The sequence below is a fragment of the Amycolatopsis anabasis genome (assembly GCF_009765355.1).
Taxonomy (GTDB): Bacteria; Actinomycetota; Actinomycetes; order Mycobacteriales; family Pseudonocardiaceae; genus Amycolatopsis; species Amycolatopsis anabasis.
In genome coordinates, this window is record NZ_VTHK01000023.1 from 89,710 (window position 1) to 113,860 (window position 24,151).

The 24,151-nt window shown below is 71.6% G+C and carries 15 protein-coding genes; 2 read left to right on the top strand and 13 right to left on the bottom strand.

The genetic code is table 11. The annotated features are described in order from the left end of the window. Positions 1 to 3: 3 nt before the first annotated feature. The 3 genes from FXO23_RS27810 to FXO23_RS27820 are packed head-to-tail and all read right to left on the bottom strand — an operon-like array spanning position 4 to position 9,196. Positions 4 to 870, bottom strand: coding sequence for an alpha/beta hydrolase (locus tag FXO23_RS27810; protein WP_158888407.1), 867 nt, complete (start codon positions 868 to 870; stop codon positions 4 to 6). Next, the gene (locus FXO23_RS27815) at positions 867 to 7,439 is read right to left on the bottom strand and encodes a type I polyketide synthase (protein ID WP_246257916.1); all 6,573 of its coding nucleotides are present in this window, start codon (positions 7,437 to 7,439) and stop codon (positions 867 to 869) included. The genes FXO23_RS27810 and FXO23_RS27815 overlap by 4 nt, the downstream gene beginning before the upstream one ends. Then, positions 7,436 to 9,196: a fatty acyl-AMP ligase gene (locus FXO23_RS27820; RefSeq protein ID WP_158888408.1), complete on the bottom strand. Its 1,761-nt coding sequence runs from the start codon at positions 9,194 to 9,196 to the stop codon at positions 7,436 to 7,438. Before FXO23_RS27820 ends, FXO23_RS27815 begins: the two co-directional genes overlap by 4 nt. Positions 9,197 to 9,614: 418 nt before the next feature. On the opposite strand from FXO23_RS27820, the gene FXO23_RS27825 reads away from it, so the two are divergent. Further along, complete coding sequence (locus FXO23_RS27825; RefSeq protein WP_246257917.1) at positions 9,615 to 11,051, top strand: MFS transporter; 1,437 nt, start codon at positions 9,615 to 9,617, stop codon at positions 11,049 to 11,051. Positions 11,052 to 11,170: 119 nt separating this feature from the next. Here FXO23_RS27825 and FXO23_RS27830 read toward each other — a convergent pair whose 3' ends face one another. From FXO23_RS27830 to FXO23_RS27860, 7 genes are all read right to left on the bottom strand, one after another. After that, positions 11,171 to 13,306, bottom strand: coding sequence for an MMPL family transporter (locus tag FXO23_RS27830; RefSeq protein WP_158888410.1), 2,136 nt, complete (start codon positions 13,304 to 13,306; stop codon positions 11,171 to 11,173). A gap of 39 nt (positions 13,307 to 13,345) precedes the next feature. Continuing rightward, positions 13,346 to 14,812 carry an acetyl-CoA acetyltransferase gene (locus FXO23_RS27835; protein ID WP_158888411.1) on the bottom strand — a complete coding sequence of 489 codons (1,467 nt, stop codon included), beginning with the start codon at positions 14,810 to 14,812 and terminating at the stop codon, positions 13,346 to 13,348. 52 nt (positions 14,813 to 14,864) lie between these two features. Further along, positions 14,865 to 15,500: a TetR/AcrR family transcriptional regulator gene (locus tag FXO23_RS27840; protein WP_158888412.1), complete on the bottom strand. Its 636-nt coding sequence runs from the start codon at positions 15,498 to 15,500 to the stop codon at positions 14,865 to 14,867. A 24-nt stretch (positions 15,501 to 15,524) separates the two neighbouring features. Beyond that, positions 15,525 to 17,216: a flavin monoamine oxidase family protein gene (locus FXO23_RS27845; RefSeq protein WP_158888413.1), complete on the bottom strand. Its 1,692-nt coding sequence runs from the start codon at positions 17,214 to 17,216 to the stop codon at positions 15,525 to 15,527. Then, positions 17,213 to 18,004 carry a carbon-nitrogen hydrolase family protein gene (locus tag FXO23_RS27850; RefSeq protein WP_158888414.1) on the bottom strand — a complete coding sequence of 264 codons (792 nt, stop codon included), beginning with the start codon at positions 18,002 to 18,004 and terminating at the stop codon, positions 17,213 to 17,215. Before FXO23_RS27850 ends, FXO23_RS27845 begins: the two co-directional genes overlap by 4 nt. Then, the gene (locus FXO23_RS27855; RefSeq protein ID WP_246257919.1) at positions 18,001 to 19,452 is read right to left on the bottom strand and encodes an amino acid permease; all 1,452 of its coding nucleotides are present in this window, start codon (positions 19,450 to 19,452) and stop codon (positions 18,001 to 18,003) included. The genes FXO23_RS27850 and FXO23_RS27855 overlap by 4 nt, the downstream gene beginning before the upstream one ends. Before the next feature lie 484 nt (positions 19,453 to 19,936). Continuing rightward, the gene (locus FXO23_RS27860; protein ID WP_158888415.1) at positions 19,937 to 20,530 is read right to left on the bottom strand and encodes an ArsR/SmtB family transcription factor; all 594 of its coding nucleotides are present in this window, start codon (positions 20,528 to 20,530) and stop codon (positions 19,937 to 19,939) included. Between the two features lie 147 nt (positions 20,531 to 20,677). On the opposite strand from FXO23_RS27860, the gene FXO23_RS27865 reads away from it, so the two are divergent. Then, a complete protein-coding gene (locus FXO23_RS27865; RefSeq protein WP_158888416.1) occupies positions 20,678 to 21,061 on the top strand; it encodes a hypothetical protein in 384 nt (127 codons plus the stop codon). Here the strand turns inward: FXO23_RS27865 and FXO23_RS27870 are convergent. From FXO23_RS27870 to FXO23_RS27880, 3 genes are all read right to left on the bottom strand, one after another. Next, the gene (locus FXO23_RS27870) at positions 21,058 to 21,882 is read right to left on the bottom strand and encodes a sugar phosphate isomerase/epimerase family protein (protein WP_158888417.1); all 825 of its coding nucleotides are present in this window, start codon (positions 21,880 to 21,882) and stop codon (positions 21,058 to 21,060) included. The genes FXO23_RS27865 and FXO23_RS27870 overlap by 4 nt on opposite strands. Beyond that, positions 21,882 to 23,030, bottom strand: a complete 1,149-nt coding sequence (locus FXO23_RS27875; protein WP_158888418.1) for a dihydrodipicolinate synthase family protein — start codon at positions 23,028 to 23,030, stop codon at positions 21,882 to 21,884. The genes FXO23_RS27870 and FXO23_RS27875 overlap by 1 nt, the downstream gene beginning before the upstream one ends. 75 nt (positions 23,031 to 23,105) lie before the next feature. Further along, positions 23,106 to 24,134, bottom strand: a complete 1,029-nt coding sequence (locus FXO23_RS27880) for a LacI family DNA-binding transcriptional regulator (RefSeq protein ID WP_158888419.1) — start codon at positions 24,132 to 24,134, stop codon at positions 23,106 to 23,108. Positions 24,135 to 24,151: the final 17 nt, after the last annotated feature.

Sequence of the window (24,151 nt, forward strand, 5' to 3'; positions counted from 1 at the left end):
GCGCTATCCCGAAAGGATCCGCTGGGTGTAGGGCCAGAGTTCGGCTAGTTTGCGGCGCCAGGTGGTCCAGAAGTGGATGCCGGGTGAGAAGTTCGTGGTCACGTCGACGCCGTGCGCGGTCAGGCGTTCGGCCAGGTCGGCGGACATCGCGCGGGCGTACCGTTCGACCAGGCCCATCCCGGCGACGAACTCCTCGCCCGGCACCCGCGTGCCGTCGCCCGCCGCCAGGTAGACCGGGGTGCCCGCGAACGCCTCGGGGAACCGGAAGGGGTCGTTCGCCGCCCAGGTGTCCAGGCCGTACCGGCGCGGACCCCAGACCCGGCCCGGGCGCATACCCTCGCGGACCGACAGCAACCCGAGCAGCCCGCCCATCCCGCGCCGGGTCAGGTGCATGAGCCCGCTCAGCGACGCGACCGCCCGGAACATCCCGGGGTGGCGCATGCCGTACCGCAGCGCCCCGTAGCCGCCCATCGAGATGCCCGCGACCATGCGCCGGTCCGAAGCGCCGTAGCGGTTTTCCAGCAGCGGCAGGAGTTCGGTGAGGTGGAACGTCTCCCAGCCGGGCACCGTGCCCTGCCGATCGGGCACCCGCCAGTCGGTGTAGAAGCCCATCCGGCCGCCGTCGGGCATGACGATCAGGGTCTGCGACGCGGACGAGAGCGCGGCGAGGTCGGTGTGGGTCAGCCAGCACCGGTGGTCGTCCGACGAACCGTGCAACAGGTACAGCACCGGGTACTCCCGGTCCGGGCGCCAGCCGGGCGGGGTCAGCAGGTTCACCGAGACGTCCCGGCCGAGCGCGGGGGAGTGCAGGCGCAGTTCGCGCACCCGGTCCCCGGTCACCTCCTCCGCGAGGACGGTCAGCTCGGTCACCAAGGCGACCCGACCGGGTACCGGGTGGTGGCCAGGATGTTGTCCAGGTGCTTGCCGATCTGGTCCACATTGGGCGGATCGAGCAGCGACAGGTGGTGACCGGGAATCGTGATCACCTCGAGGTCGGTGCACACCGCGTCCCAGCCGCGTGCCGGATCGGTGCGGTCGAACCGGTGGTCGCGCAGCCCGCCGGGCACCAGCTCGGCGGCGCTGAAGTAGACCACCCGCCCGTCGAACCGGCCGGGCGCGTAGCGTTCCAGCGATCGGGTGTCCAAAAAGGACGTACGCTGGTGGTTCAGGATGGCCTCGCTGACCGTGCTGCTGACCAGCCCTTCGGCCAGCATGGTGTCGATCAGCAGCTGCACCTGCTCCTCGTCGTCGAGCCGGGCGAGCCGTTCGTACGGCAGCTCGATCTTGCGGCCGTAACTGCTCTCCAGGAACTCGCCGAACCGTTCGAACCGCTTCTCGGTCAGCTGCACGTCGGTGAGCCCGGTGGTGTTGGGCAGCGGGATGATCGAGTCGATCAGCGCGACGATCTCCACCTGCTCGCCGGCGCGCTGCAACTGCTGCGCCATCTCGTAGGCCAGGAACCCGCCGAACGACCAGCCGGCCAGCCGGTACGGCCCGCGCGGCTGGATCCGGCGCAGTTCGGGCAGGTAGTGCCGCACCCGGTCCTCGACCGAGGAAATCCCTTCCAGGCGGTCGAATCCGTACACCGGCACGTCCGGATCCAGCAGTTGCACGAGTTGCCGGTACACGGCCGTGTCCCCGCCACCGGGGTGGAAGAAGAACAGCGGGCGCTTCGAACCCCGCCCGTTCAGGGTCCGCAGCGGCGAACCGCCCCGCTCCTCCTCGCGCAGGTGCGCCGCCATCCGTTCGACGGTCGGATGCTCGAACAGTTCGGAGATGGTCAGCTCGCGGCCGCTGCGCTCGGCCAGCAGCGCGGTGATCTCTTCGGCCCGCTGGCGGTTGCCGCCGACCCCGTAGAAGTCCTGCGTCACGCCGACCTCGATGCCCAGCACGTCCCGCCAGGCGCTGGCCACCAGCCGTTCGGCGGCGTCGCGCGGCCCGATCTTCGGCGGCTGGACCGGACGCGGACGGGCACCGGGCGTCTCGGAGGCGATGCCGAGCTCGCCGAACAGCCACTGCTCGGCCTCCTCGACGCTCGCGCCGCGCAGCAGCAGCGAAACCGGCAGGGACAGCTCGAAGTCGTGCTGCACCGCGTTGCGGATTCGCACGGCCAGCAGGGAATCCACGCCCAGCGCGGACAGCGGCGACACGGTGTCGAGCCGGTCCGCCGCGAAGCCGAGCACCGACGCGACCCGGGACCGCAGCTGCGCGGACGCCGAATTCCGGGCCACCGCGGGGTCGAGCTTGCGCAGCCCGGCCACGCCGTCCCAGTCGTCGCGATCCTGGGCCGCCTGCGCGTAGTCGCCGAAGAGCGCCTCGAAGAACGGGATCTTCAGCAGGTGCGGGAAGGCGGACGCGAGGCGGGGCGTGTTCAACCGCAGCGCACCGGTGATCGCGCGGTCCGCGCCGATCGCCTCGGCGAGGACGGCCAGCCCTTCACCGGGCCGGATCGCGTGCATCCACGGGATGTCCAGGTTCGCCGCGGCGCCGATCTCGGCCCAGGTGCCCCAGGCGATCGAGGTGCCCGGCAGGCCCTGCGCCCGGCGCGCGGCGATCAGCGCGTCCAGGTACGCGTTGCCCGCCGCGTACGCGGGCTGGCCGGGGGAGCCGTGCAGCGCGGCGGCCGAGGAGAACCCGATCCACCAGTCGAGTTCGCGGTCGCGGGTGGCCTCGTGCAGCCGCCAGGCGCCGTACGCCTTCGGCAGCCAGGAGCGGTGCAGTGTGTCGGCGTCCAGCCGGGTGGTGGTGCGGTCGTCGAGCACGGCGGCGGCGTGCAGGACCCCGCGCAGCGTGAATCCGGTGTCCGCGGCGCGCACCAGGGATTCGGCGACGCCCGGCTCGGCGATGTCGCCGAGCACGACCTCGACCTCGGTGCCGGACGCGGTGAGTTCGTCGATCACCCGCCGGGCTTCCGGTTTCGGCGCCGACCGTCCATTGAGGACGATCTTGCCCGCACCGTTCCCGGCCAGCCAGCGGGCGATGAACAGGCCCAGCCCGCCGAGCCCGCCGGTGACCAGGTAACCGCCGTCCGGGTAGGCGACCGGCGCGGCGCCGTCGCCGGGTTCGTCGACCCAGTCCAGGCGCAGGGCGTGCCGTTCGCCCGCGCGCCAGGCGACCTCGTCGTCGGCGCCGGAAGCCAGTTCCCGCGCCAAGCAGGCCGCGGACTCGAGAGCAGGCGCCGCGGGGTCCAGGTCGACCAGGCTCGCCCGCAGTTCGGGGTGTTCGCAGGCCAGCACCCGGACCAGGCCGCGCAGCGCGGCGAACGCGGGTGCGTCCAGCGAATCCGCCGGGGTGACGGCGGCCGAGCCGGTGGTGACCAGCCAGAGCCGGGCGGGCCGGGACGAATCGGCCTCGACCGTGCGCCGGACGACCGCGCAGACGGCGAGCATCGCGCGTTCGGCCTCGGCGAGCGCTGCGACGTCCGCGCCCTGCCCGGGGAGCAGGAACACCACGGATCCGGCCGGTTCGGCCAGCGCGGCCGCCACGGCGTCCGGGTCGCGGTAGTCGGCCCGGCGGGTGTCGACGCCCAGTTCGGTCAGTTCCGCGCCGACCGCGGTCTCGCCGCGGTCCAGCACCAGCACCGGGCCGTCCGGCCGCCCGTGCGCCGGGATCCCGGCCGGGCGCCAGGACGTGGTCAGCAGCTTCTCGGTCAGCGGCGCGGCGATCTCGTCGTGCGCGAGCTCCCGGACGAAGACGTCGGTGATCTCCAGCAGGATCCGGCCGTCGCCGTCCACCAGGTGCAGTTCGCCCTGCAGCCCGGCGCCGCGTTCGTTCGGCTCGGTCACCGAGACGTACACCAGTTCGCCCTGCGCCGGATCGCCGTAGACCCGCACGGCCCCGTACTCCACCGGCATGTGCGCGGTGCCGGAGTCGGCGTCCGGGTCGAACAGGGCGGCGGCGAACACCTGCAGGCAGGATTCGACCAGCGCGGGGTGCAGCCGCAACTGGTCCGCGCGCCCGGCGGCCTCGGGCAGCGCCACCCGGGCGACCGCGCGCAGCCGCCCGTCCCCGGCGCGGGTGCTCGCCCGCGCCTCGCTCATCCCGGTGAACGCCGGGCCGTAGCTCAGCCCGAGCGCGGCGAGCCGCTGGTACACCTCGGCCGTGGGCACCGCCGCGAATTCCGAATCGTCCACTTCGGACAGGCAGAAGCCCGCGTCGGTCCGCTCGGCGACCGAGACCTCGGCGGTCGCGTGCAACTGCCAGGTGCCGTCGCTCGCCTTGGTGTGCACGGTGACCCGGCCGCCGGTCTCACCCGGCGCGCAGGTCGTGGTCACCGCGGTGTGCTCGGCCAGCCGCAGCGGCTGGTACAGCGTCACGTCGTGCAGCACGATCTGCTCGGCGGGCAGGTCGAACACCGTGCGCGCGGCCGCGGAAGCCATCTCCAGGAAGGCGGCGCTGGGCAGCACCGGGCGGCCGTCCATCCGGTGTTCGGCCAGCCACGGCCGCACCGCGGACCCGAGATCGGCCCGCCACAGGTGCTTGGTGTCGTCGGGCAGTTCCACGTGCGTGCCGAGCAGCGGATGCTCGCCGGACGCCACCGGCACGGCCGGTGCGGCGGCGCGGGGCAGCCAGTGCCGTTCGTGCCGCCAGGGCGCGGACGGGACGCCGGTCAGCTCGCCGTCGCGCGGCGCGGCGGCGACCCCGGCCAGTTCCAGGGCGCCGAGCTGGCCGTGCCAGTGGGCGGCCTCGTCGTCGCAGTGGCGGAGCGTGGACACCACGAGCGCGTCGGTGGCGCCGTGCGCGGCGAGGTTGTCCGCGAGCGCGTGCCGGAGCACGGGGTGCGGGGAGACCTCGACGAACGTCCGGTAGCCGTCGGCCAGCGCGGCGTCGACCGCGCCCGCGAACCGCACCGGCTGGCGCAGGTTCCTCGCCCAGTAGCCGGGGCCGAAGGCCGGGGTTTCGCGCGGATCGGCGAGCGCGGTGCTGTAGAAGCGGATCTCGGTGTCCGTTGTGGACAGTCCGGCCAGCCCGTCGCGAAGCGTGCCGGTGACGCGGTCGACGATCGGGGAGTGCGCGGCCACGTCGAGTTTGACCAGTTTCGCGAGCAGGCCGCGCGCTTCCACGGCCGCCACGATCCGGCGCACCGGCTCCGCGCTGCCCGCGATCACCGTCTGGCGGGGCGCGGTCAGCACCGCGACATCCACGTCCGGCAGGCCAGCCACGAGTTCGGCCGCCTCCTCGGCGCCGACCTCGAGCAGCGCCATCGCGCCGTCCCCAGCCAGCGAAGCCAGCAGCCGCGACCGCAGCGCCACGATCTTCGCGCCGTCCGCCTCGGCCAGCGCACCGGCCACCACCGCGGCGGTGACCTCGCCGAACGAATGCCCGATCACCGCGCCCGGGCGCACACCGTAGGAGCGCAGCAGCTCGGCCAGCGCGACCTGCAGCCCGAACACCAGCGGCTGGACGTGGTCCATGGTGGTGGCCTCGACCCCGGCCAGCAGGTCCGCGCGCAGCGAGAACCCGGCCTCGGCCCGGATCAGCGGATCGAGGCGATCGATCGCCGCGGCGAACACCGGCTCCTCGGCCAGCAACTTCCGGCCCATCCCGGCCCACTGGGAACCGTGGCCGGAGAACACGAACACCGGCCCCGGACCGGGCCGTCCCGGACCGCCGGTGACCACCGCCGGGGACTCCTCGCCCAGGGCGAGCGTGCGGAGCGCGCTCACCAGTTCGTCCCGGTCGCCCGCGACCACCGCGGCGCGGTGCCGTCCGCCGAGTCTTCTCGCGAGGGTGCGGTCGATGTCGGCGAGCGGCACCTCGGCGCCGTCGCCGGTGAGCCAGCCGGCGAGCGCACCGGCGGATTCGGCCAGCCGGTCCGGGGTGGACGCGCCGAGCAGGAACCGGCTCCTGCCCGCGCGGGGCGCCGCCTCGGCGGGTGTCCCGGTGGCCTGCTGCAGCACCACATGGGTGTTCGTGCCGCCGAAGCCGAACCCGGACACCCCGGCCAGCGCGGGCGCTCCGGCGCGCGGCCACGGGCGTGCGGTGTCCGCGACCGACAGCCGCAGCTCGTCGAAGGCGATGTGCGGATTCGGCCCGGCGTAGTTCAGGCTCGCCGGGATGACGCCGTGGTGCAGCGCGAGCACGGTCTTGATCAGGCCGACGATCCCGGCCGCGGCCTCCAGGTGGCCGACGTTGCTCTTGACCGAGCCCAGCAGCAGCGGGTGGTCTTCCGGCCGGCCCGCGCCCAGCACGGCGCCGAGCGCGCGCGCCTCGATCGGGTCCCCGAGCAGCGTGCCGGTGCCGTGCGCCTCGACGTAGTCCACCTCGGCGGGATCGACCCCGGCGCTCTGGTACGCGGTGCGCAGCAAGGCTTGCTGCGCCTCGGGATTGGGCGCGGTGAGCCCGTTCGAGCGGCCGTCGGAGTTGGTCGCCGAGCCGCGGATCAGCGCGAGCACCCGGTCGCCGTCCGCGCGGGCGTCGGAAAGCCGCTTGAGCACGACCATCCCGACGCCCTCGGCGCGGGACATGCCGTTGGCGTCGGCGGAGAACGGCTTGCACTTCCCGTCCGGCGCGGTGATGCCCATCTCGTCGAAGTTCGCGGTGACCCCGGGGCCGAGCAGCAGGTTCGCGCCGCCGACGAGCGCGACCTCGCTCTCGCCGGAGCGCAGGCTCTGCGCGGCGAGGTGGATCGCGGTCAGCGAGGAGGAGCAGGCCGTGTCCGTGGCCAGGCTCGGGCCGCGCAGGTCGAGCGCGTAGGAGAGCCGGTTCGCGGCGATGGACAGCGCGGCCCCGGTGCCCACCCAGGCGTCTACATCGGACAGATTGGCGAGCGAGAGCGCGCCGTACTCGGTGCCGCTGATCCCGACGAACACGCCGGTGTTGGTGCCGCGCAAGGCTTCCGGCGCGATCCCGGCGTGCTCGAGCGCTTCCCAGGCGACCTCCAGGACCATCCGCTGCTGCGGGTCCATCCGCGCGGCTTCCCGGGGCGCGATGCCGAAGAACTCCGCGTCGAAACCGGCCACGTCGTCCAGGAACCCGCCCCAGCGGGTGGTGTTCTCGGGGTAGCCCGAGTAGTCCGCCCAGCGTTCGCCGGGCACCTCGGTGATGGCGTCCCGGCCCTCGGTGAGCATGCGCCAGAACTCGTCCGGCCCGGTCACCCCGCCGGGCAGGCGGCAGCCGAGGCCGACCACGGCGATCGGATCGTCCGCCGGATCGCCGGGTTCGGCGGCCTCGGGCGCGGCGGATTCGGGAGCCGCGGCTTCCGGTTCGCCGGTCAGCGCCGCGGCCAGCCGGTCGATCGTGGGGTGTTCCCACAGCAGCGTGGTCGGCAGGGTGCGGTCGAGCAGCTCCTCCAGCGCACCGGAGAGCTCCACCGCGTCCCGGGAGGACAGTCCGTATTCGTCCAGTGGTTTCCCGGTGTCGACCTCGTCCTCGTCGACGAAGGCGGCCTCGGCGACCCGCTCGATCAGCCAGCGGCGGAGATCCTCGGCGTTGATCATGCTTCCTTGCCCAGCCAATGGCGTTCCTTGGTCGCCGCCCGCGCGATCTTGCCGCTGGACGTGCGCAGCACGCTGCCTGGTGGAACCAGCTTGAACCCGCGCAGTTTGACGTCGTGCGCCGCGGCGACCGCACGCTTCACGGCCTTGGCGATCTCGGCTTCGTCGAGTTCCTCCGCGCCGGCCTTCCGGCTGAACTCGGCGACCACGGCCGCGCCCTCGCCCCCGTCCGGGGTCTCCACGGCGAACGCGGCGACGTGGTCCTTGCGGATCGCCGGATGCGCGTTCTGCACGGTGACCTCGAGGTCCTGCGGGTAGTGGTTCTTCCCGTCGATGATGATCAGATCCTTGATCCGGCCGGTGATGTAGAGCAGGCCGTCGTGGATCAGGCCGAGATCGCCGGTGCGCAGCCAGGTCTGCGCCGGGGTGCCCTCGGGCGGGTCCACGATGCGCCCGCCGAAGGTCTCGTCGCTGCGTTCGGGTTGCTGCCAGTAGCCGTCCGCCACATTCGGCCCGTGCACCCAGATCTCGCCGACCTCGCCGTCGGCGCGCACGGTCCGCTCGGCCGGGTGCACGATCCGCACGAGCTGGGCCTGCGGGGTCCCGGCGGCGACCAGCTCCAGCGATCCCTCCGCACCGGGTTCGGTCACCACACCGCGGTCGGCCGCCAGGGCGGCGCGGTCGAAGCTGGTGATCGTCGGGCCTTCCTCGCTGGTGTTCGTCACGAACACGGTCGCCTCGGCGAGGCCGTAGGAGGGCCGGTGCGCCGCGGCCGGGAAGCCGTGCGGGCCGAACGCCTCCTGGAAGGCCGCGATCGTGGTGGCGCGGACCGGCTCGCTGCCGTTGACGACCGCCTTGACCCCGGACAGGTCCAGTTCCGCCCGATCCGCTTCCTTCACCTTGTGCAGGGCGTATTCGAAAGCGAAATTCGGCGCCGCGGCGAACGTATTCGGAAAACCGCCCAGCTGCTTCAGCCACCGCAGCGGGCGCATGATGAAGCTGAATGGGGTCGCGAACACCGATCGCGCACCGGAATACACCGGCAGGGCCAGCAATTGAATGAGTCCCATATCGTGGAAGAACGGAATCCACCCGGTGCAGGTCCAGGTGTCGTTCACGCCGAATGCGGCGCACGCCTGCCAGGTGTTCGTGACCACCGCGCGGTGCGTGATCACCGCGCCCGCGGGGGTGCGGGTGGACCCGGAGGTGTACTGCAGGTAGGCGGGCTCGTCGAGGCCGGGCCGGGGCGCCTGGTACCCCGCGCCGGTCGCGTCGTCGATCTCGTCCACCGCGAGGATCTGCTTGGGCATCGGGAGCGGGTTGTTCTCGGCCAGCTCGCGTACGGTGTCCAGCGCGCCCGCCGAGGTCAGCCAGACCTCCGGCGCGCAGTCTTCCAGGGCGTTGACCAGGCGTCCGCCGTGCTGGCTGACCTCGGGCGCGAACAGCGGGACCGCGATGGTCCCGGCGTGCAGGGCGCCGAGGAAGGCGACGACGTAGGTCAGGTCCTGCGGCGCGAGGATCGCGACGCGCTGCCCGTGGGTGGTGATCCGGCTCAGCTCGGCGGCGGTGGCGCGCACCTTGGTGGCGAGCTCGGCCCAGGTGATCGTGTGCTCGGTGCCGTCACGGTCCGTCGCGTAGTCGAGGAACGTGAATGCCGGTTCCGCCGAGTCCGCCCGGTCGAACAGAAAAGTGGTGAGCGGGCGCTGGGGTGGCACGGGGCCGTCCGTCGGCTCGGGGGACCGGCGCTCAGCCAACGACATATGCATTCACCCACACATTGATAGTCGGACGTCCGAGAAGTTGCTCACCATACGCCAGGGAATGACCTGCCTCGCGCTGCCGGAATGTGCTCGGTTCCGTCGCGGAATCACTGGTTGATTCGACAACGACCACGCCTTCGTGGGGACACCGTGGACGGACTGGAATCACGCTTTCGGCTGATAAGCGGGCTTTACCGTAGCTACACCCGCAACTGCGCGCAAGGCGGGGTAGGGGTTTATCACCAACCGGGTGGTGATCTTTTCGGTAGGCAGGTAACTCTGTGCAACCAAGACTGGGGGACATGAATGCTTTTCGTATCGAGTGGGTGAGTATCCCGGGGTGCCGGCGAGTGGCCGACCACCACCCGTCATGCTTGGCCGGATGGAACGCGTAGACGTCACAGACGGAGCAAGCCGGGTGACGACGAGCCGCGGATCCGAGCGGCAGTCGACTGGCCGGGGCGGGCGCCCCGGCAGGCCGTGGCTGACGCTGGTCGCGACCGTCCTCGGCGGTGCGATGGTCGGGCTTGACGGCACCGCGACGACCATAGCCGCCCCGTACATCTCGCAATCGGTCGGTGCGACGCTCGGCGAACTGGAGCTGATCGCCAACGGGTACCTGGTGGCGCTCGCGGTCTGCCTGCTGCCCGCCGGCCGGCTCGCCGACCGGATCGGCCGCCGCCGCACGTTCGTGATCGGCGTGGCCGCTTTCGGGCTGGCCTCCCTGGGCATCGCGCTGTCCGGCACGGTGTGGGCGCTGGTGGTGTTCCGGATCGCGCAGGGCATGGCCGGCGCGCTGCTGCAACCGGCCGCGCTGGCCGTGCTGCGCAGCGCCTTCCCGGCGGACAAGCTCGGGCTCCCGCTGGGCGTCTGGGGCGGGGCGAACGCCCTGGCCATCGGCCTGGGGCCGGTCATCGGCGGGGTCATCGTGCAGGGGCTCGGCTGGCCCGCGGTGTTCGCGCTCAACCTGCCGGTCGCGGTCATCACGGTCGCGCTGGCGTACTTCGCCGTGGTCGAGTCGAAGGGACCGCGCGAGGGGACGCCCGGTGCGCTGCGGTCACTGCTCGCGCGGCGGTCGGTCACGCTCGGTTCGGCCATGGTCGGGGTCAGCTCGTTCGGGGTGTTCGCCCTGCTGTTCCTGCTCACGCTCTACTTGCAGAACGTGCGCGGGCTGTCCCCGATCGCCGCCGGGGCGTGGATGCTGCCGCCGACCTGCGTCGTGCTGCTGTCCGCGCCGATCGGCGGGCTGCTCGCGCAGCGGTTCGGGCCGCGCTGGCCGGTGTTCGGCGGCCTGGTGATGATCTCCGCCGGGCTGACCAGCCTCACCCTGCTCGACATCGGCTCCGGGTTCACCGAACTGCTGTACCCGGGAGCGCTCGTCGGCTTCGGCACCGGGCTGTGCGTGATCGCGGCGACCGAGGCGATCATGGGCGCGACGCCCGAGGAGTCCACCGGGAGCGCTTCGGCGATCCAGCAGGTCGCCTCGCAGGTCGGCGGGGTGCTGGGCATCGTCGTGGTGGGTGCGGTGATGTCCTGGCAGGTGTCGTCGAACCTGCCCGCGCAGATCGCACAGGCCGGGTTGCCGGGCCCCGCGGGCGACGCCGTGGCAGGCGGCACCGGCGCGATCGCGCAGGGCGCCATGCCGCCCGGGTTCGACGCGGCCGCGGTCGGCGAGGCGCTGTCCGGGGCGGTGCGGGTGATCAGCCGGTTGACCTTCGTCGACGGGATGGGCGTGGCCCTGCTGATCGCCGCGTGCGTGAGCCTGCTCGGCGCCTGCTGCGCCCTCTGGCTACCCAACGTGATCTCGAAGCCCAGCACCCCGGAATCGGACACCGCCACCACCGCGGCGCATTAGGAAAACCTAGTTCGTAAGAGAGGGCAATTCGTCGCCGAACGACGGGGTGCTTGCACGCGAAAGGGAGCCGAGTCGTCGGGGTCGTGAGTGTTCGGGCCGGTTCTAACCGGCTTGGCCACTCACGCCCCGGTGTCTCGCTTGCGGGACAGGCGGCCGGGCCACCAGATGAACTTGCCGATGTCCACCACGAGTGCGGGCACCAGCAGCGAGCGCACGATGAACGTGTCGAGCAGGACGCCGAACGCGACCAGGAAGGCGATCTGCGCGAGGAACAACACCGGAATCACCGAAAGCGCGGCGAATGTCGACGCGAGCACCACCCCGGCCGAGGTGATCACCCCGCCGGTGACCTTGAGCGCGTCCAGCGTGCCGCGTTCGGTGCCGAGCAGGCTCGCCTCCTCGCGGGCCCGGGTCATCAGGAAGATGTTGTAGTCGATCCCCAGGGCGACCAGGAACACGAAGGCGTACAACGGGATCGCCGGATCCGCGCCGGGGAAGTCGAACACGTCGTTGAACAGCAGCGCGCCGACGCCGACGGTCGCGCCGAAGGACAGCACGACCGTCGCGATCAGCAGCAGCGGCGCGACCAGCGCGCGCAGCAGCAGCGCCAGGATCGCGAAGATCATCACCAGCACGATCGGGATGATCAGGTCCCGGTCGTGCGTGGCGGCCACCAGCATGTCCGACTGCTGCGCGGTCTGCCCGCCCACCTTGGCCTGCGCGCCGGGAATCGCGTGCAGGGTGTTCCGCAGTTTGTCCACAACGGACACCGCCGCCGGTGAATCCGCCGCGTCGCGCAGGGTCGCGCTGATCTCGACCATGCCGTCGACGATCTTCGGCCCGGCCGCCGGGTTCCCGGGGTCGGCCGGGGTGGGGAGCGGATCGAGGACGCCGTCGGTGGCCTTGACCGCGGCGAGCACCTGGGGCGCCGATTCGCTCTTCGCGGTGATGATCACCGGGCTGCCGGTACCGCCGGGGAAGTGCGCGGTGAGCACGTTCTGCCCGGTCACCGCCTCGACCTCGTTGAGGAACAGCGCCTGCTGCGAGGTCCCGCTCGCCTTCAAGGACGGCACGAAGGCCACCCCGACCAGCAGCACCAGCGAGGTCAGCAGCCAGGTCCAGCGCGGCCGCTTGCGCACCAGCCGCGCGATGTGGTCGAAGATCCCGTGCGTGACCTTGCGGTGCTTGCGCGGCACCGGTTCCGCGGGCCAGAACGCCGCCCGCCCCACCAGCACCAGCGCCGACGGCAGGAAGATCAACGACGACAGCAGCGCCCCGGCGATGCCGATCGAGGCGACCGGGCCGAGGCTGCGGTTCGAGGTCAGTTCGCTGAACAGCATGCACAGCATGCCCAGGATCACCGTGCCGCCGGACGCCCCGATCGGCTCCAGCGACGCGCGCAGCGCGACCCGCATCGCCTGCCAGGTGCTCTTGGTGCGCATCAACTCCTCGCGGTACCGCGCGACCAGGAGCAGCGCGTAGTCGGTCGCCGCGCCGAACACCAGGATCAGCAGGATGCCCTGGGTCTGCCCGTTCAGGGTGAGCAGGCCGTCCCGGGCCAGGAAGTAGATGACCGCCGACGCCGAGCACAGCGCGAGCCCGGCCGAGATCAGCACGATCAGCGGCAGCAGCGGGCTGCGGTAGACCATGATCAGGATCAGCGCGACCACCGCGGTGGTGACCAGCAGCAGCATCCCGTCGATGCCGCCGAACACCTCGGCGAAGTCCGCGTTGTACCCGCCGGGCCCGGTGACCAGCGCGCTCAGGCCGTCCGGCAGCCCGGCCTTGGCCAGCACCCGGATCTCCTTGACCGCTTCGCCCGCTTTGAACGGATCCACTCCGGACACCGGCATGATCACCTGGGCCGCCTTGCGGTCGTCCGAGGGGATCGGCGGCGTGATCTGGCCGTCCAGCCCGGGTGCCTTCGCCAGTTCGGCGGCCTTCGCGGTGATCGCCGCGGTGTCGGCGGGAGTGAGCCCGGACGGGCGTTCGAAGACCACCACGGTCGGCATCAGGCGGTTCTGCGCGAACCGTTCCTGCAGTTCCTGCACCGCGGTCGATTCCGCGCTCGCGGGCAGGAACGAACCGGGATCGTTCTTCGAGACTTCGCTCAGCTTGCCGAGAAAGGGGTTGGTCACCCCGCCGACGATCAGCCAGAGCAGCACCAGCAACGCGGGCAGCACCCAGCGACGGGCCTTGCGGCGTGGTTCGCCGAGTTCAAGGGTGCCCGTGAAATTCCCGGTCTGGTGCGCCATTCCCGCCCACGTCGATCGTCATCGTATGGGCAAACCTTCTCATATCGGGAAAGTGAACGTCCCGTTGCCGGTCAGCTGAATCTTCGCGCCCAGCGGGTCGGACTCGGTGAGTCCGGCGATCACGTCCGGGGCCTCGCTCGCCGCCACGGCGCGGGCGCCACCGGGCAGCCCGCACAGCACGATCCCCCGCTCGGGTTCCCCCGCGCGGTCGTAAACCACGGTGTAGGTCTCCACGGTGGCGTCGCCGGTCGCGCCGGTGGCTACGGTCCGCTTGGGCAGCGCGGCGACCTCGGCGGTGACGTCGTGGTGGGCGTACGCGGTCACCGGCGGGCGGCCGGAGAGCACCACGGCCCCGTGCTTGGTGAGGAACCAGCCGACCGCGGTGGCCAGGGCGTACTGGTCCGGTTCGGCGCGCAGCCGCCCGGTCAGCGCGGCGAGCGAATGCGTGACGTAGTTGCTCCCCGGGCCGCCGGCGAAGGTCAGCCCGCCGGTGACGGTCGCCGGACGCGCCGGATCGGCGAGGTCCACGCCGAGTTCGGCCGCGGCCACCTGCACCGCCGAGGGGAAGCACGAGTACAGGTCGAGCAGGCCGAGGTCGTCGATGCCGAGCCCGGCGTGCCCGAGCACCGCGCGCCCGAGGGCGGCGATCGCGGGGGAGCGGTGCAGCTCCGGGCGTTCCGAGACGAACCAGTGGTCCTGCGCCGAACCGCTGGCGTGCACGAAGACCCAGTTGTCCCGCGGGATCCCAGCCGCCTGCGCGGTTTCCGCCGAGCAGAGCACCAGCGCCGCGCCCTGGTCGACGAAGATGTTGGCGGTCATCAGCTTGCGGTAGGGCAGCGCCGCCATCCGGTTGCGGTCGCCGACCGCCGCGATCTCGGCCGCGCCCGGCGGATCGGCGACCCAGGCGTGCGGATTGGTCCGGGCCACCTCCGCGAACCGGCCCCAGATCCGGGCGATCCGGTCCACGTGCGACGGCAGGTCCCGCCCGGCGTCGGCCCGGAGGGCGTTCTCGAAGAGCGGGTAGAAAGCCAGCGGCAGCAACAGGTTCGCCTGAGCTTCGGCCGCGTGGGTCGCGTCCCGGTCGCTGCCGAGCTTCCGGGTCGGCGCGGTGCCCTCGGGCTGGTGCGGGCCACCGGCGTGGTGCCCGGAACGCATCGATTTGACCGCTTCGGCGCCGGTGATCAGCACCGCGTCCAGCGCGCCCCGCTGGATCCGGGCCGCCGAATCGGCCAGCAGGTCCACCGGGCTGGTGCCGCTGGTGTGGGTGTAGACGGTTTCGGCGGGCGTGAGGCCGAGGTCGGCGGCGAGGATGCTGCCGGGGTCGGCGGTGCCCCAGGAGAAGCTGTCCACCACGCCGACGCAGCCGATCCGGTGCGCCAGGTCCGCCGAGCCGGTGTCGGCGAGGGCCGCTTCGGCGGCCTGGCGCATCAGCTCGCGCGGGGTCGTCCCGCCGGTGCGCACGGTGTGCTGACCAGCGCCGACGAGTACCGGAGTTCGCGGATCCATCGGCCGACCGTAGCAGTTGCTGGCGGAACGCCAATAGATTGCTGTGCGGAATTCAACTTTCCGCGCGGTCCTTGCCCTGTACCACCGGGAAGACCTCGCCGACCAGCGTCACCAGTGATTTGCTGAGCAGGGCGTGCACCTGTTGCCGGTTCAGCTCACCCCGCACCAGCCACTCCCGACCGGCCGATTTGACCATCCCGCCGAACGCCCGGACCAGGGCGTTGAGTTCCTTGCCGTGCTCGCTGTCCCGGGACAGGCCCACGGCCTCGAGCACCAGGTCGGCGGATTCCTGATCGGCTTCCTCGACGATCCGGTCCACATCGGGATCGCGGCCGATGCCCTCGGGGGTGATCGCGGTGAGCCACATCTGCCCGCGGCTGGTGATCAGGTCGAGGAACCAGTGGATGGCGCTGTCGGCGCGTTCCTCCAGCGAGCCCGCGGGCAGGATCTCGACGCCGACGTGCGGCACGGTCAGCGCCCGGCGGACGACGGCGAGGTAGAGCTCGCGTTTGGTCCCGAAGTAGTGGTTGATCAGACCTCGCGCCACCCCGGCCTCGTTGGCGATGTCCGAAGTGGACACCTCGGTGTAGGGGCGCTCACCGAAGAGCCGGGCGGCGCAGGCGAAGATCTGTTCCTTGCGCTCGTCCGGCTCCAGCCTTCGCCATTTCGGCGCGGGGTCGGTACTCATGACGGATATCGTCGCACGGGTGACTCAGTCGGGTAGCTCAATCGGCGCAATGTCGTCGAAGACATCGCCCGGTCCAGGGTTCGTCGGGTCGGTGGTACCGCCGAACCGGTGCATTACTCCCCAGATCGCGTTCAACGCGGTCTGGACCGCGCCCTCCGCCCAGCCGGCGGTCCAGGAGATGTCGTCCCCGGCCAGGAACAGGCCCCGGAACCGTTCGTCGAGCCGGTCCTGCATGAAATGGGTGAACAGGCGGCGCTGGTACCGGTAGTGGCCGGGCAGGTTCGCCTTGAACGCGCCCATGAAGTTCGGTTCGGCCTCCCACGACACGGTGACCGGATCGCCGATGATGTGCCGCCGGACGTCGACGCCCGGGTAGATCTCGCGCAGCGACTGCAGCATCACCTCGACCCGTTCGGTGACCGACAGCGGCAGCCACTTCAGCGAATCGTCGGCCCAGGTGTAGGACAGGCAGATGACCGCGGGCCGGTCCGGGCCGTGGTCCAGCAGGTAGGTGCCGCGGGTCATCCGGTCGGTCAGCGTCATGCTCATCGCGTCCCGCCCGGTGACCGGATCGGCGTCGCGCCAGAACGGCCGGTCGACCGGGACGAACACCTTCGACGACTCCATGTAGTGGGTGCGCTCGATCGCGGTCCAGTGGTCGATCGGGAACAGCGATTCGTCGCAGGCGATCTTGGACAGCAGCATCCAGCTCTGCGCGGTGAACACCGCCGCCGGGTAGGTCCGGATGCCGCCTTCGACATCGGTGACCGTGATGTTGTTCGGCGCGGTGCGGTGCAGCCGGGCGACCCCGGGCCGCGGGCCGCCGCCGTGCAGGGTGCGCAGGCTGGTCCCGGCGGGCCAGCCGACCAGCTTGTCCGGCACCCGGTCCCACAGCCGCAGCGGCAGCTGGCGGCTGCCGCCGACGATGCTGCGGTGCTCGTCGTCGGCGCCGGTGTAGACCACCCGCAGGATCTCCAGGATCGAGTTGGGGAAGTCGGTGTCCCAGCCGCCGGTGCCGAAGCCGACCTGGCCGAAGATCTCGCGGTGCCGGAAGGAGGCGAACGCGGGGGAGTCGCACAGGAACCCGTAGAACGTCTGGTTGTCCAGCCGTTCCACGAGGTCGTTCCAGATCCGCTTGATCCGCGGGACGTCCCGGTCCCGGATCGCGGCCTGCATCTCGCCGAACGCGGCGTGCTCGGCGAGCGTGCGGTGCCAGGCGTCCGACACCTCGCCGAAGATCGGCGGCAGGTCCTCCGGGGTGGTCGCGTAGTGGGTCTCGCCCTTGAGGTCGACGACGGTGCTCGGGGTGTCCGGGGCGAGCGGGTTGGGGAACGGGGTGGTCCGCAGGCCGACCTTGTCGATGTAGTGGAACAGCGCGGTCGACGAGGGCGGGAACCGCATGGCGCCCATCTCGGCGACCACGTCGTCGCCGCAGCCGTCGAACCGCAGCGTGCGCAACCGGCCGCCGAGTTCGTCGATCTCGTAGACCACCGGGCGCAGGCCCATTTTCATCAGCTCGTAGGCGGTGATGACGCCGGACAGGCCGCCGCCGATGACCGCGACCTCGGTGCCGTGCCGGTCGGCGGGGATCGAACCGAGCCCGGCCGGATGGGCCAGGTAGTCGTCGTAGGCGAACGGGAAGTCCGGGCCGAACATCGTGATCGGGCGCCCGGGCGGTTCCGGCGTGTGGATCGCGGTGGGCACGGCGGAGGTCATGCTTTGCTTCCTTCGGTGATCGTGCGGTACAGCTCGGGTCTTCGGTCGGTCAGGTGGGTGTTCTCGGTGCGGGAGGCGCGCAGCGCGGCCGGATCGACCTCGGCGATCAGCAGCCGCTCGCCCGCGCCCGCCCGGGCCAGGACTTCGCCGGTGGGGGAGACCACGCAGCTGCGGCCGCAGTAGGTGAGTTCGCGTTCGGTGTCGCAGCGGTTCGCGTACACGGCGAAGAGCTGGCTCTCGTAGGCGCGCGCGGGCACCACGACATCGGCCACCACCTCGTAGGGCCGCATGAGCGCGGTCGGCACGAGCAGGAGTTCGGTCCCGGCGAGCGCGTGCGCGCGGACCAGTTCGGGGAACTCGACGTCGTAGCAGATCAGCAGGCCGATCCGGAGCCCGGCGAGGTCGGCCTGGACGACGGCAAGGGCGCCCGGGGTGAACCATTCCCGGTCCAGGTCGCCGAACAGGTGCGTCTTGCGGTAGTTCGCCAGGCGCCCGTGCGGGGCGACGAGCTGGACGCTGTTGTAGACCCGGTCGTGGTCGCGTTCGGGGTAGCCGTAGGCGATCGCGACCCCGGTGCCCGCGGCGATGCCGGCGATCCGCCGCGCGGTCGGGCCGTCGGCCGGTTCGGCGAGCTCGTGCGCCCGCGCGCCGATGTGGTAGCCGGTGGTCACCATCTCCGGGCACACCAGCAGTTCCGCGCCCGCTGCCGCCGCCCCGGCCGCGGCGGTGGCGAGCGCGCCGAGCACGTCGCCCGCGGCCGCGGGGCCCTGGAAGACGGCGGTGATCATGTTCTGGCCAGCCGGGAGCGCCGCATGCTGTAGCCGAAGTAGATGCCCAGCCCGGCCAGCATCCAGACGCCGAACACGATCCAGGTCGCGACGTCCAGGCTGAACATCATGTACCCGCAGCACACGACCCCGAGCAGCGGCGTGACCGGCGCGAACGGCACCCGGAAGGTGCGCGGCAGATCGGGCCGGGTGCGGCGCAGCAGCAGGACCGCGATGTTGACCAGGCCGAAGGCGAAGAGCGTGCCGATGCTCGTCGCGTCGGCCAGCTTGCCGAGCGGGACGAACGCGGCGAGCACGCCGACGAACGCGGAGACCACCACCGTGTTGATCCGCGGCGTGCCGGTGCGGGGATCCACTTTGGACAATGCCTTCGGGACCAGGCCGTCGCGCGACATCGCGAACAGGATCCGGGTCTGGCCGTAGAGCACGGTGAGCACCACGCTGGAGATCGCCACGATCGCGCCGACCGCGAGCAGGGCGGACCAGAGCTTGTTGTCCAGCACGGTGGTGAGCACGTGCGAGAGCGCGGCCTGCTCGCCGTCGAACTGCTGCCACGGCAACGCGCCGACCGCCGCGACGGCGACCAGGCAGTAGAGCACGGTGACGATGCCGAGCGAGAGCAGGATCGCGCGGGGCAGATCGCGCTGCGGGTCGCGCGCCTCCTCGCCCGCGGTCGACGCGGCGTCGAAACCGATGTAGGAGAAGAACAGTTTCGCGCCGCCCGCGCTCATCCCGGCCAGGCCGAGCGGGAGGAACGGGCTGAAGTTCCCGGCGCGCACCGCGGTGAACGCCACCGCGCAGAACAGGACGAGGGTCGCGACCTTGATCACCACCATGACCGCGTTCGCCCGCGCGCTCTCCTTCGCCCCGGCCAGCAGCAGGAACATGGCCAGCAGCACGACCGCGATGGCCGGCACGTTGACCAGCCCGCCCTCGCCGGGCGGCTGGCTGAGCGCGTCCGGGATGGCGAAGCCGAAGACGACCTGCAGCAGCTCGTTGAGGTACTGACCCCAGCCGACCGCCACCGAGGCGACCGAGACGCCGTATTCCAGGACCAGGCACCAGCCGCAGACCCAGGCGACCAGTTCGCCCAGCGTCGCGTAGGCGTAGGAGTACGAGGAGCCGGACAGCGGGATCATCCCGGCGAGTTCGGCGTAGGACAGCGCGGAGAAGAGCGCGGTGATCCCGGCCAGGACGAACGAGACGACGACCGCCGGACCGGCGACCGGCACCGCCTCGCCGAGGACGACGAAGATGCCGCTGCCCAGGGTGGCGCCGATGCTGAGCATGGTCAGCTGGGACAGGCCGAGGGAGCGGCGGAGATCGCCGCCCTGGCCGTGGCCGCCCTCGGCGACGAGATCGGCGACCGGTTTGCGGCGCAGCAACGCGGCCCGCACTCCCGGGCGCGGCGCTTCGGCGGGCCGGTCCCGGGTCGTTTCCTGATTCACGGTCGGTTACGTTATCGATCGGTAACGAGCGCGAAAACACCGATCCGTTGCTCGCGTGAGTTACAACACGGCGATTCGTTGCATGCTTTGGCGATATCGGTGACGAATTCGACCGGTACGACCGGTGGGTTGCCCGCGACTTCCATCCAACCATCCCAGCGGGGTCGTGAGTGTTCGGGCCGGTTAGAGCGGGTTCTCGTTTGGTCGCCTACTGGTGACCTGGCGTTTCCGTTCGACGAGCCGCACTTGGCCGGCAAAGTGCGAATCCGCGCGGGTGGTGGTGCTCGGAGGTACCCAATGCGGCGTTCGGTACCTTCAACGCCCCGAAAGCCACATTGGTGTCCTCCGGGTACCGGAACGGGGAACTCGGCCTACCGGAACGAGGAACACACGTCTCGTGTATGGGAACCAAGTCTGAGGGTCGTGAGTGTTCCGGCCGGTTAGAACCGGCCGGAACACTCACGACCCGCGCGCATGTTCGGGGTCAGGTGTCGTCTTCCGGGCCTTGCCAGTCCTTGGTTTCGTCGGCCGGGATGGTGAAGAAGCGGGTGTGCACCGGCCGGGCGCCGGGCGGCGCTTCTTCCTTGGTGTTGCCGTACTTGTGCAGCAGTTCCAGGAACTCCGCGTACAACGCCTCGACTTCTTCGAGTGTGTAGTGGTGGTAGCCGCGGGAAACCCGCACCCAGTTCCCGTGCTGGTTGTACTCGGCCATCAGCCGCTGGAACAGCTTGACCTCGCCGGGCATCCGGAGCCGGGCCCAGGCGTCGTAGGCGGCTTTGTCCTCTTCGGACAGTGCGTCGTAGTCCGGCGCCCGGCGGTCCGTCGGCACCGTGCGGTACCAGCGTTCCCGGCCGACCGCGCGTTCCGGGATCTCTTCGATGATGTCCGCGTCGGCGAGGATTCGCAGGTGGTAGCTCGTCGTCCCGGTGTTCTCGCCGAGCGCCTCGGCGATGGTCGTGGAGTTCGCTTCGCCCCGTTTGCCCAGTTCGGTGAGGATCTTCGCGCGGCGCGGATTGGCCAGCGCCTTCAGCGCCTTGCCGTCGCTGACCACTCGCCGGATCGGGGTCTTCTTCGCCATCCGACCACCCTACCGCACTCGCAGAAGAACCTCTGCAGAGAAAACCTTGCAGAAAAACTTCTGCAACTCTACGGTGGTGGTCAAGGAGGAATCGGAGGGATGGGGATCATGGCGGTGTTGACGTTGGCCAGGCCGAGGGTGGCGGCCATGGCGGGGAAGTGGGTGCCGAGGGTGCTCGGCGCGGTGGCCGCGGGCCTGGTGCCGTGGCTGGTGGTCCTGGGGGCGACGCTGCCCAGCACGATCGAGGTGCGGCACTGGCCGGCGGCGTGGATCGGCCTGGACCTGATGATCGCGCTCGGCTGCGCGGCGACGGCCGTGCTGTACCGCCGGGGCGACGCGCGCGCCGGGCTGACCGCGGCCGCGGTGGCCGCGCTCGCGGTGATGGACGCCTGGTTCGACGTGCTGACCGCGCAACCCGGCTCGCCCCTTGTCCAAGCGTCGGCTTGCGCGGTCGGGGAACTTGGGCTGGCCGCCTTCTGTGTGGCGGTCGCCTTGCGGGCTGGGGGTCGTGCGTGGTGCGGGCGGTGCTAACCGCCCGGAACACCCACGACGTGGTTGCGGTAGGAGGAGATCACCTGGGCGAGGACTTCGGCGCCGGGGCGTTGCCAGAGGTCGGCGTTGAACACCTCGACCTCGATCGGACCGGTGTAGCCCGCCGCATCGACGCAGGCGCGGAGGGTGCGGTGGTCGATCGGACCCGCGCCGGGGAGGGCGCGGGCGAGGAGGGGATCGGTCAGCGGGACGAGCTGGTCGCAGACGTGGAAGCCGACGATCCGCCCGGCCGCCCGGGGGATCGACTCGGCGATGCCCGGATCCCACCAGACGTGGAACTCGTCGACGACCACGCCGACCGCTTCGGGCGGGTAGGGTTCCGCGATCGCCACCGCCTGGTCCAAAGTAGACAGCACCGAGCGTTCGGCGCACTGGATGGGGTGCAGCGGTTCCAGGCCCAGCCGGACTCCGTGCCGGAGGGCGACCGGGGCCAGCTGGTCCACGGCCTCGGCGACGCGGCGGCGGGAGCCCGGCAGGTCGCGGTTCGCCACCCCGCCGACGACCAGCACCAGCACGTCGGTGCCCAGGCGCGCCGCGTCCTCGATCGCCTGCCGGGTGTCGGCGACCCCGTCGACCGGGGCGCCCTCCGGGGTGACGCCGGTGAAGAAACCGCCGCGGCAGAGCGAGGAAACCCGCAGGCCGTGCGACCGGACCAGGCGGGCCGCTTCGGCGACGCCGACCTCGGCGACCTTGTCCCGCCACAGACCGATCCAGCCGACCCCGGCTTCCGCGCACCCAGCGACGGCTTCGCGCAGCGACCAGGTTTTCGTGGTGATCTGGTTGAGGCTCAGCCGGTCCATCACGGTATCCCGGCGGCGGCGAGCAGCGGGCGCATGCGGGCGACGGCGAGGTCCGGATCGGGCAGCAGCCCCGCGGCGTCGGCGAGGCGCAGGACCTCGGCGAGGTGCACGATCGAGCGCGCGGATTCCAGGCCGCCGACCATCCGGAAGTGCCGCTGCTGCCCGGTGAGGTAGGCCAGGAAGACCACGCCCACCTTGTAGTACCGGGTCGGCGCCCGGAAGATCTCCCGGGCGAGCGGGACGGTCGGGTCGAGCAGGGCGTGGTAGCTCGCGGTGTCGCCTTCGTCCAGTGTGGACAGCGCGGCGGCGGCGACCGGGGCGATCGGGTCGAAGATGCCCAGCAGCGCTTCGCTGTGTCCCCGCTCGTCGCCTTCGATCAGGTCCGGGTAGTGGAAGTCGTCGCCGGTGTAGCAGGCCACGCCGTCCGGCAGCGCGCGGCGGAACGCGGTTTCGGTGTCCGCGTCGAGCACGGACACCTTGACTCCGGCGACGACCGAAGCGTGCTCCGCGCACAGGGCGGCCAGTTCGTCGGCGGCCGCGGAAACGTCCCGGTGGCCCCAGTAGCCCGCGAGCGCGGGGTCGAACTGCTCGCCGAGCCAGTGCAGCAGCACCGGTGTCTCCGCGGCGGCGAGCAGTTTCCCGTACGCCGCGCGGTAATCGCCCGGACCGGAAGCGGCCGCCGCGAGCGCGCGGCTGGCCAGCACGACCGGGGTCGCCCCGGCGCCGGTGACCAGCTCGAGCTGCTCCCGCCACGCGTCCACCACATCGTCTACTGTGGACGGACCGGGTGGGAGCTGGTCGGTGCCGACCCCGGCCGCCCAGCGCCCGCCCGCCGCGCTCGCCTCCGCGCCGGTCCGGCGGATCAGCTCCCGGGTGTTCGCCCAGTCCAGGCCCATTCCGCGCTGCGCGGTGTCCATCGCCTCGGCGACTCCGAGCCCGCAGGCCCACAACCGGTGCCGGAAGGCCAGGGTCGCGTCCCAGTCGATCGCGCAAGCGTGCCCCGGGGAAAGCGGGTCGGCGACCACATGTGCGGCGGCGTAGGCGATCCGCGAACGGAACGGGCGGAACGGGGGAGCGGGCGGGCGCGGCCCGGAAGGTGACCATTCCCGCAACGTGCCGTCCGGGCGGGGGAGCGAAAGCGCGGTCATCAGGCGGCCCCATCGATCGAGTGAAAGCGCTTTCTTTCACGGTAGGGCAAGGAGACGAGCGCGACAAGGCAACGATCAGCGGGGCGCGGTGCTCGCCCGGAGCACGACCTCACCGGCGAGTTTCCGGATCCGGCTCCGGGACCCGCGGGTGCGGTCGCGCGCGAGTTCCATGGCCAGTTCGCCGAGGCGTTCGAGCGGGAGCGCGACCGTGGTCAGCGCCGGGGTGAGGTCCCGCACCACCGGGATGTCGTCGAAACCGGCGAGCGAAACGTCTCCGGGCACGGACACCCCGGCCTCGCGCAACGCGGTGAGCGCGCCGATCGCCATCACGTCGGCCACCGCGAACACGCAGGTCGCGGTGAGGCCGCGGGCGAGCAGTTCGGACATCGCCGCGTAGCCGCCGTCCCGGGTGAAGGGCGCCTCGACGATCTCGGTTTCGGCGAGTTCGACGCCCGCCTCGGCCAGCGCCTCCCGGAATCCGCCGAGCCGGTCGACCACGGTGGTCAGCGTGCGCGGCCCGGCGAGCACGGCGAACTTCCGGTGGCCCAGGCCGAGCAGCGCCTCGGCGAGCGCGGCCGCGCCCTTCCGGTTCTCCGGCTGCACGGTGTCCACCTTGAGGCTGCGGTGGCGGCTGACCACCGCGACCTGCCCGCCGCCGCGGCGGTACGGCTCCAGTTCGGCGGCCATCGCGCGTTCCCAGTCGCGGTCCTCGAAACCGGAGCCGATCAGCAGGATCGCCGAGGCCCGCTGCGCGCGCAGCATGGACACGTAGGCGATCTCCTTCCGCGGATCGCGGAACGTGCTGGCCAGCATGACCAGCAGACCGCTGTCCCCGGCCACGCGCATCACGCCGCGCGCGATCGCGGCGAAGTAGGGGTCGCTCACGTCGTGGCAGATCACGCCGACCGTGCGGTGCGAGGCGCCGGCGAGCGCCTGCGCGTGCGCGTTCGGGGTGTAGGCGAGGTCCGCGGCGGCCGAGAGCACGCGTTCGCGGAGATCGGACCGGACATTCGTGGTGCCGTTGAGCACCCGCGACGCGGTCGCCAGGGACACCCGCGCGGCCCGGGCCACGTCCTCGAGTGTCACGTGCGGCCGGCCGTGCATCGCACCTCCCCTGGCTC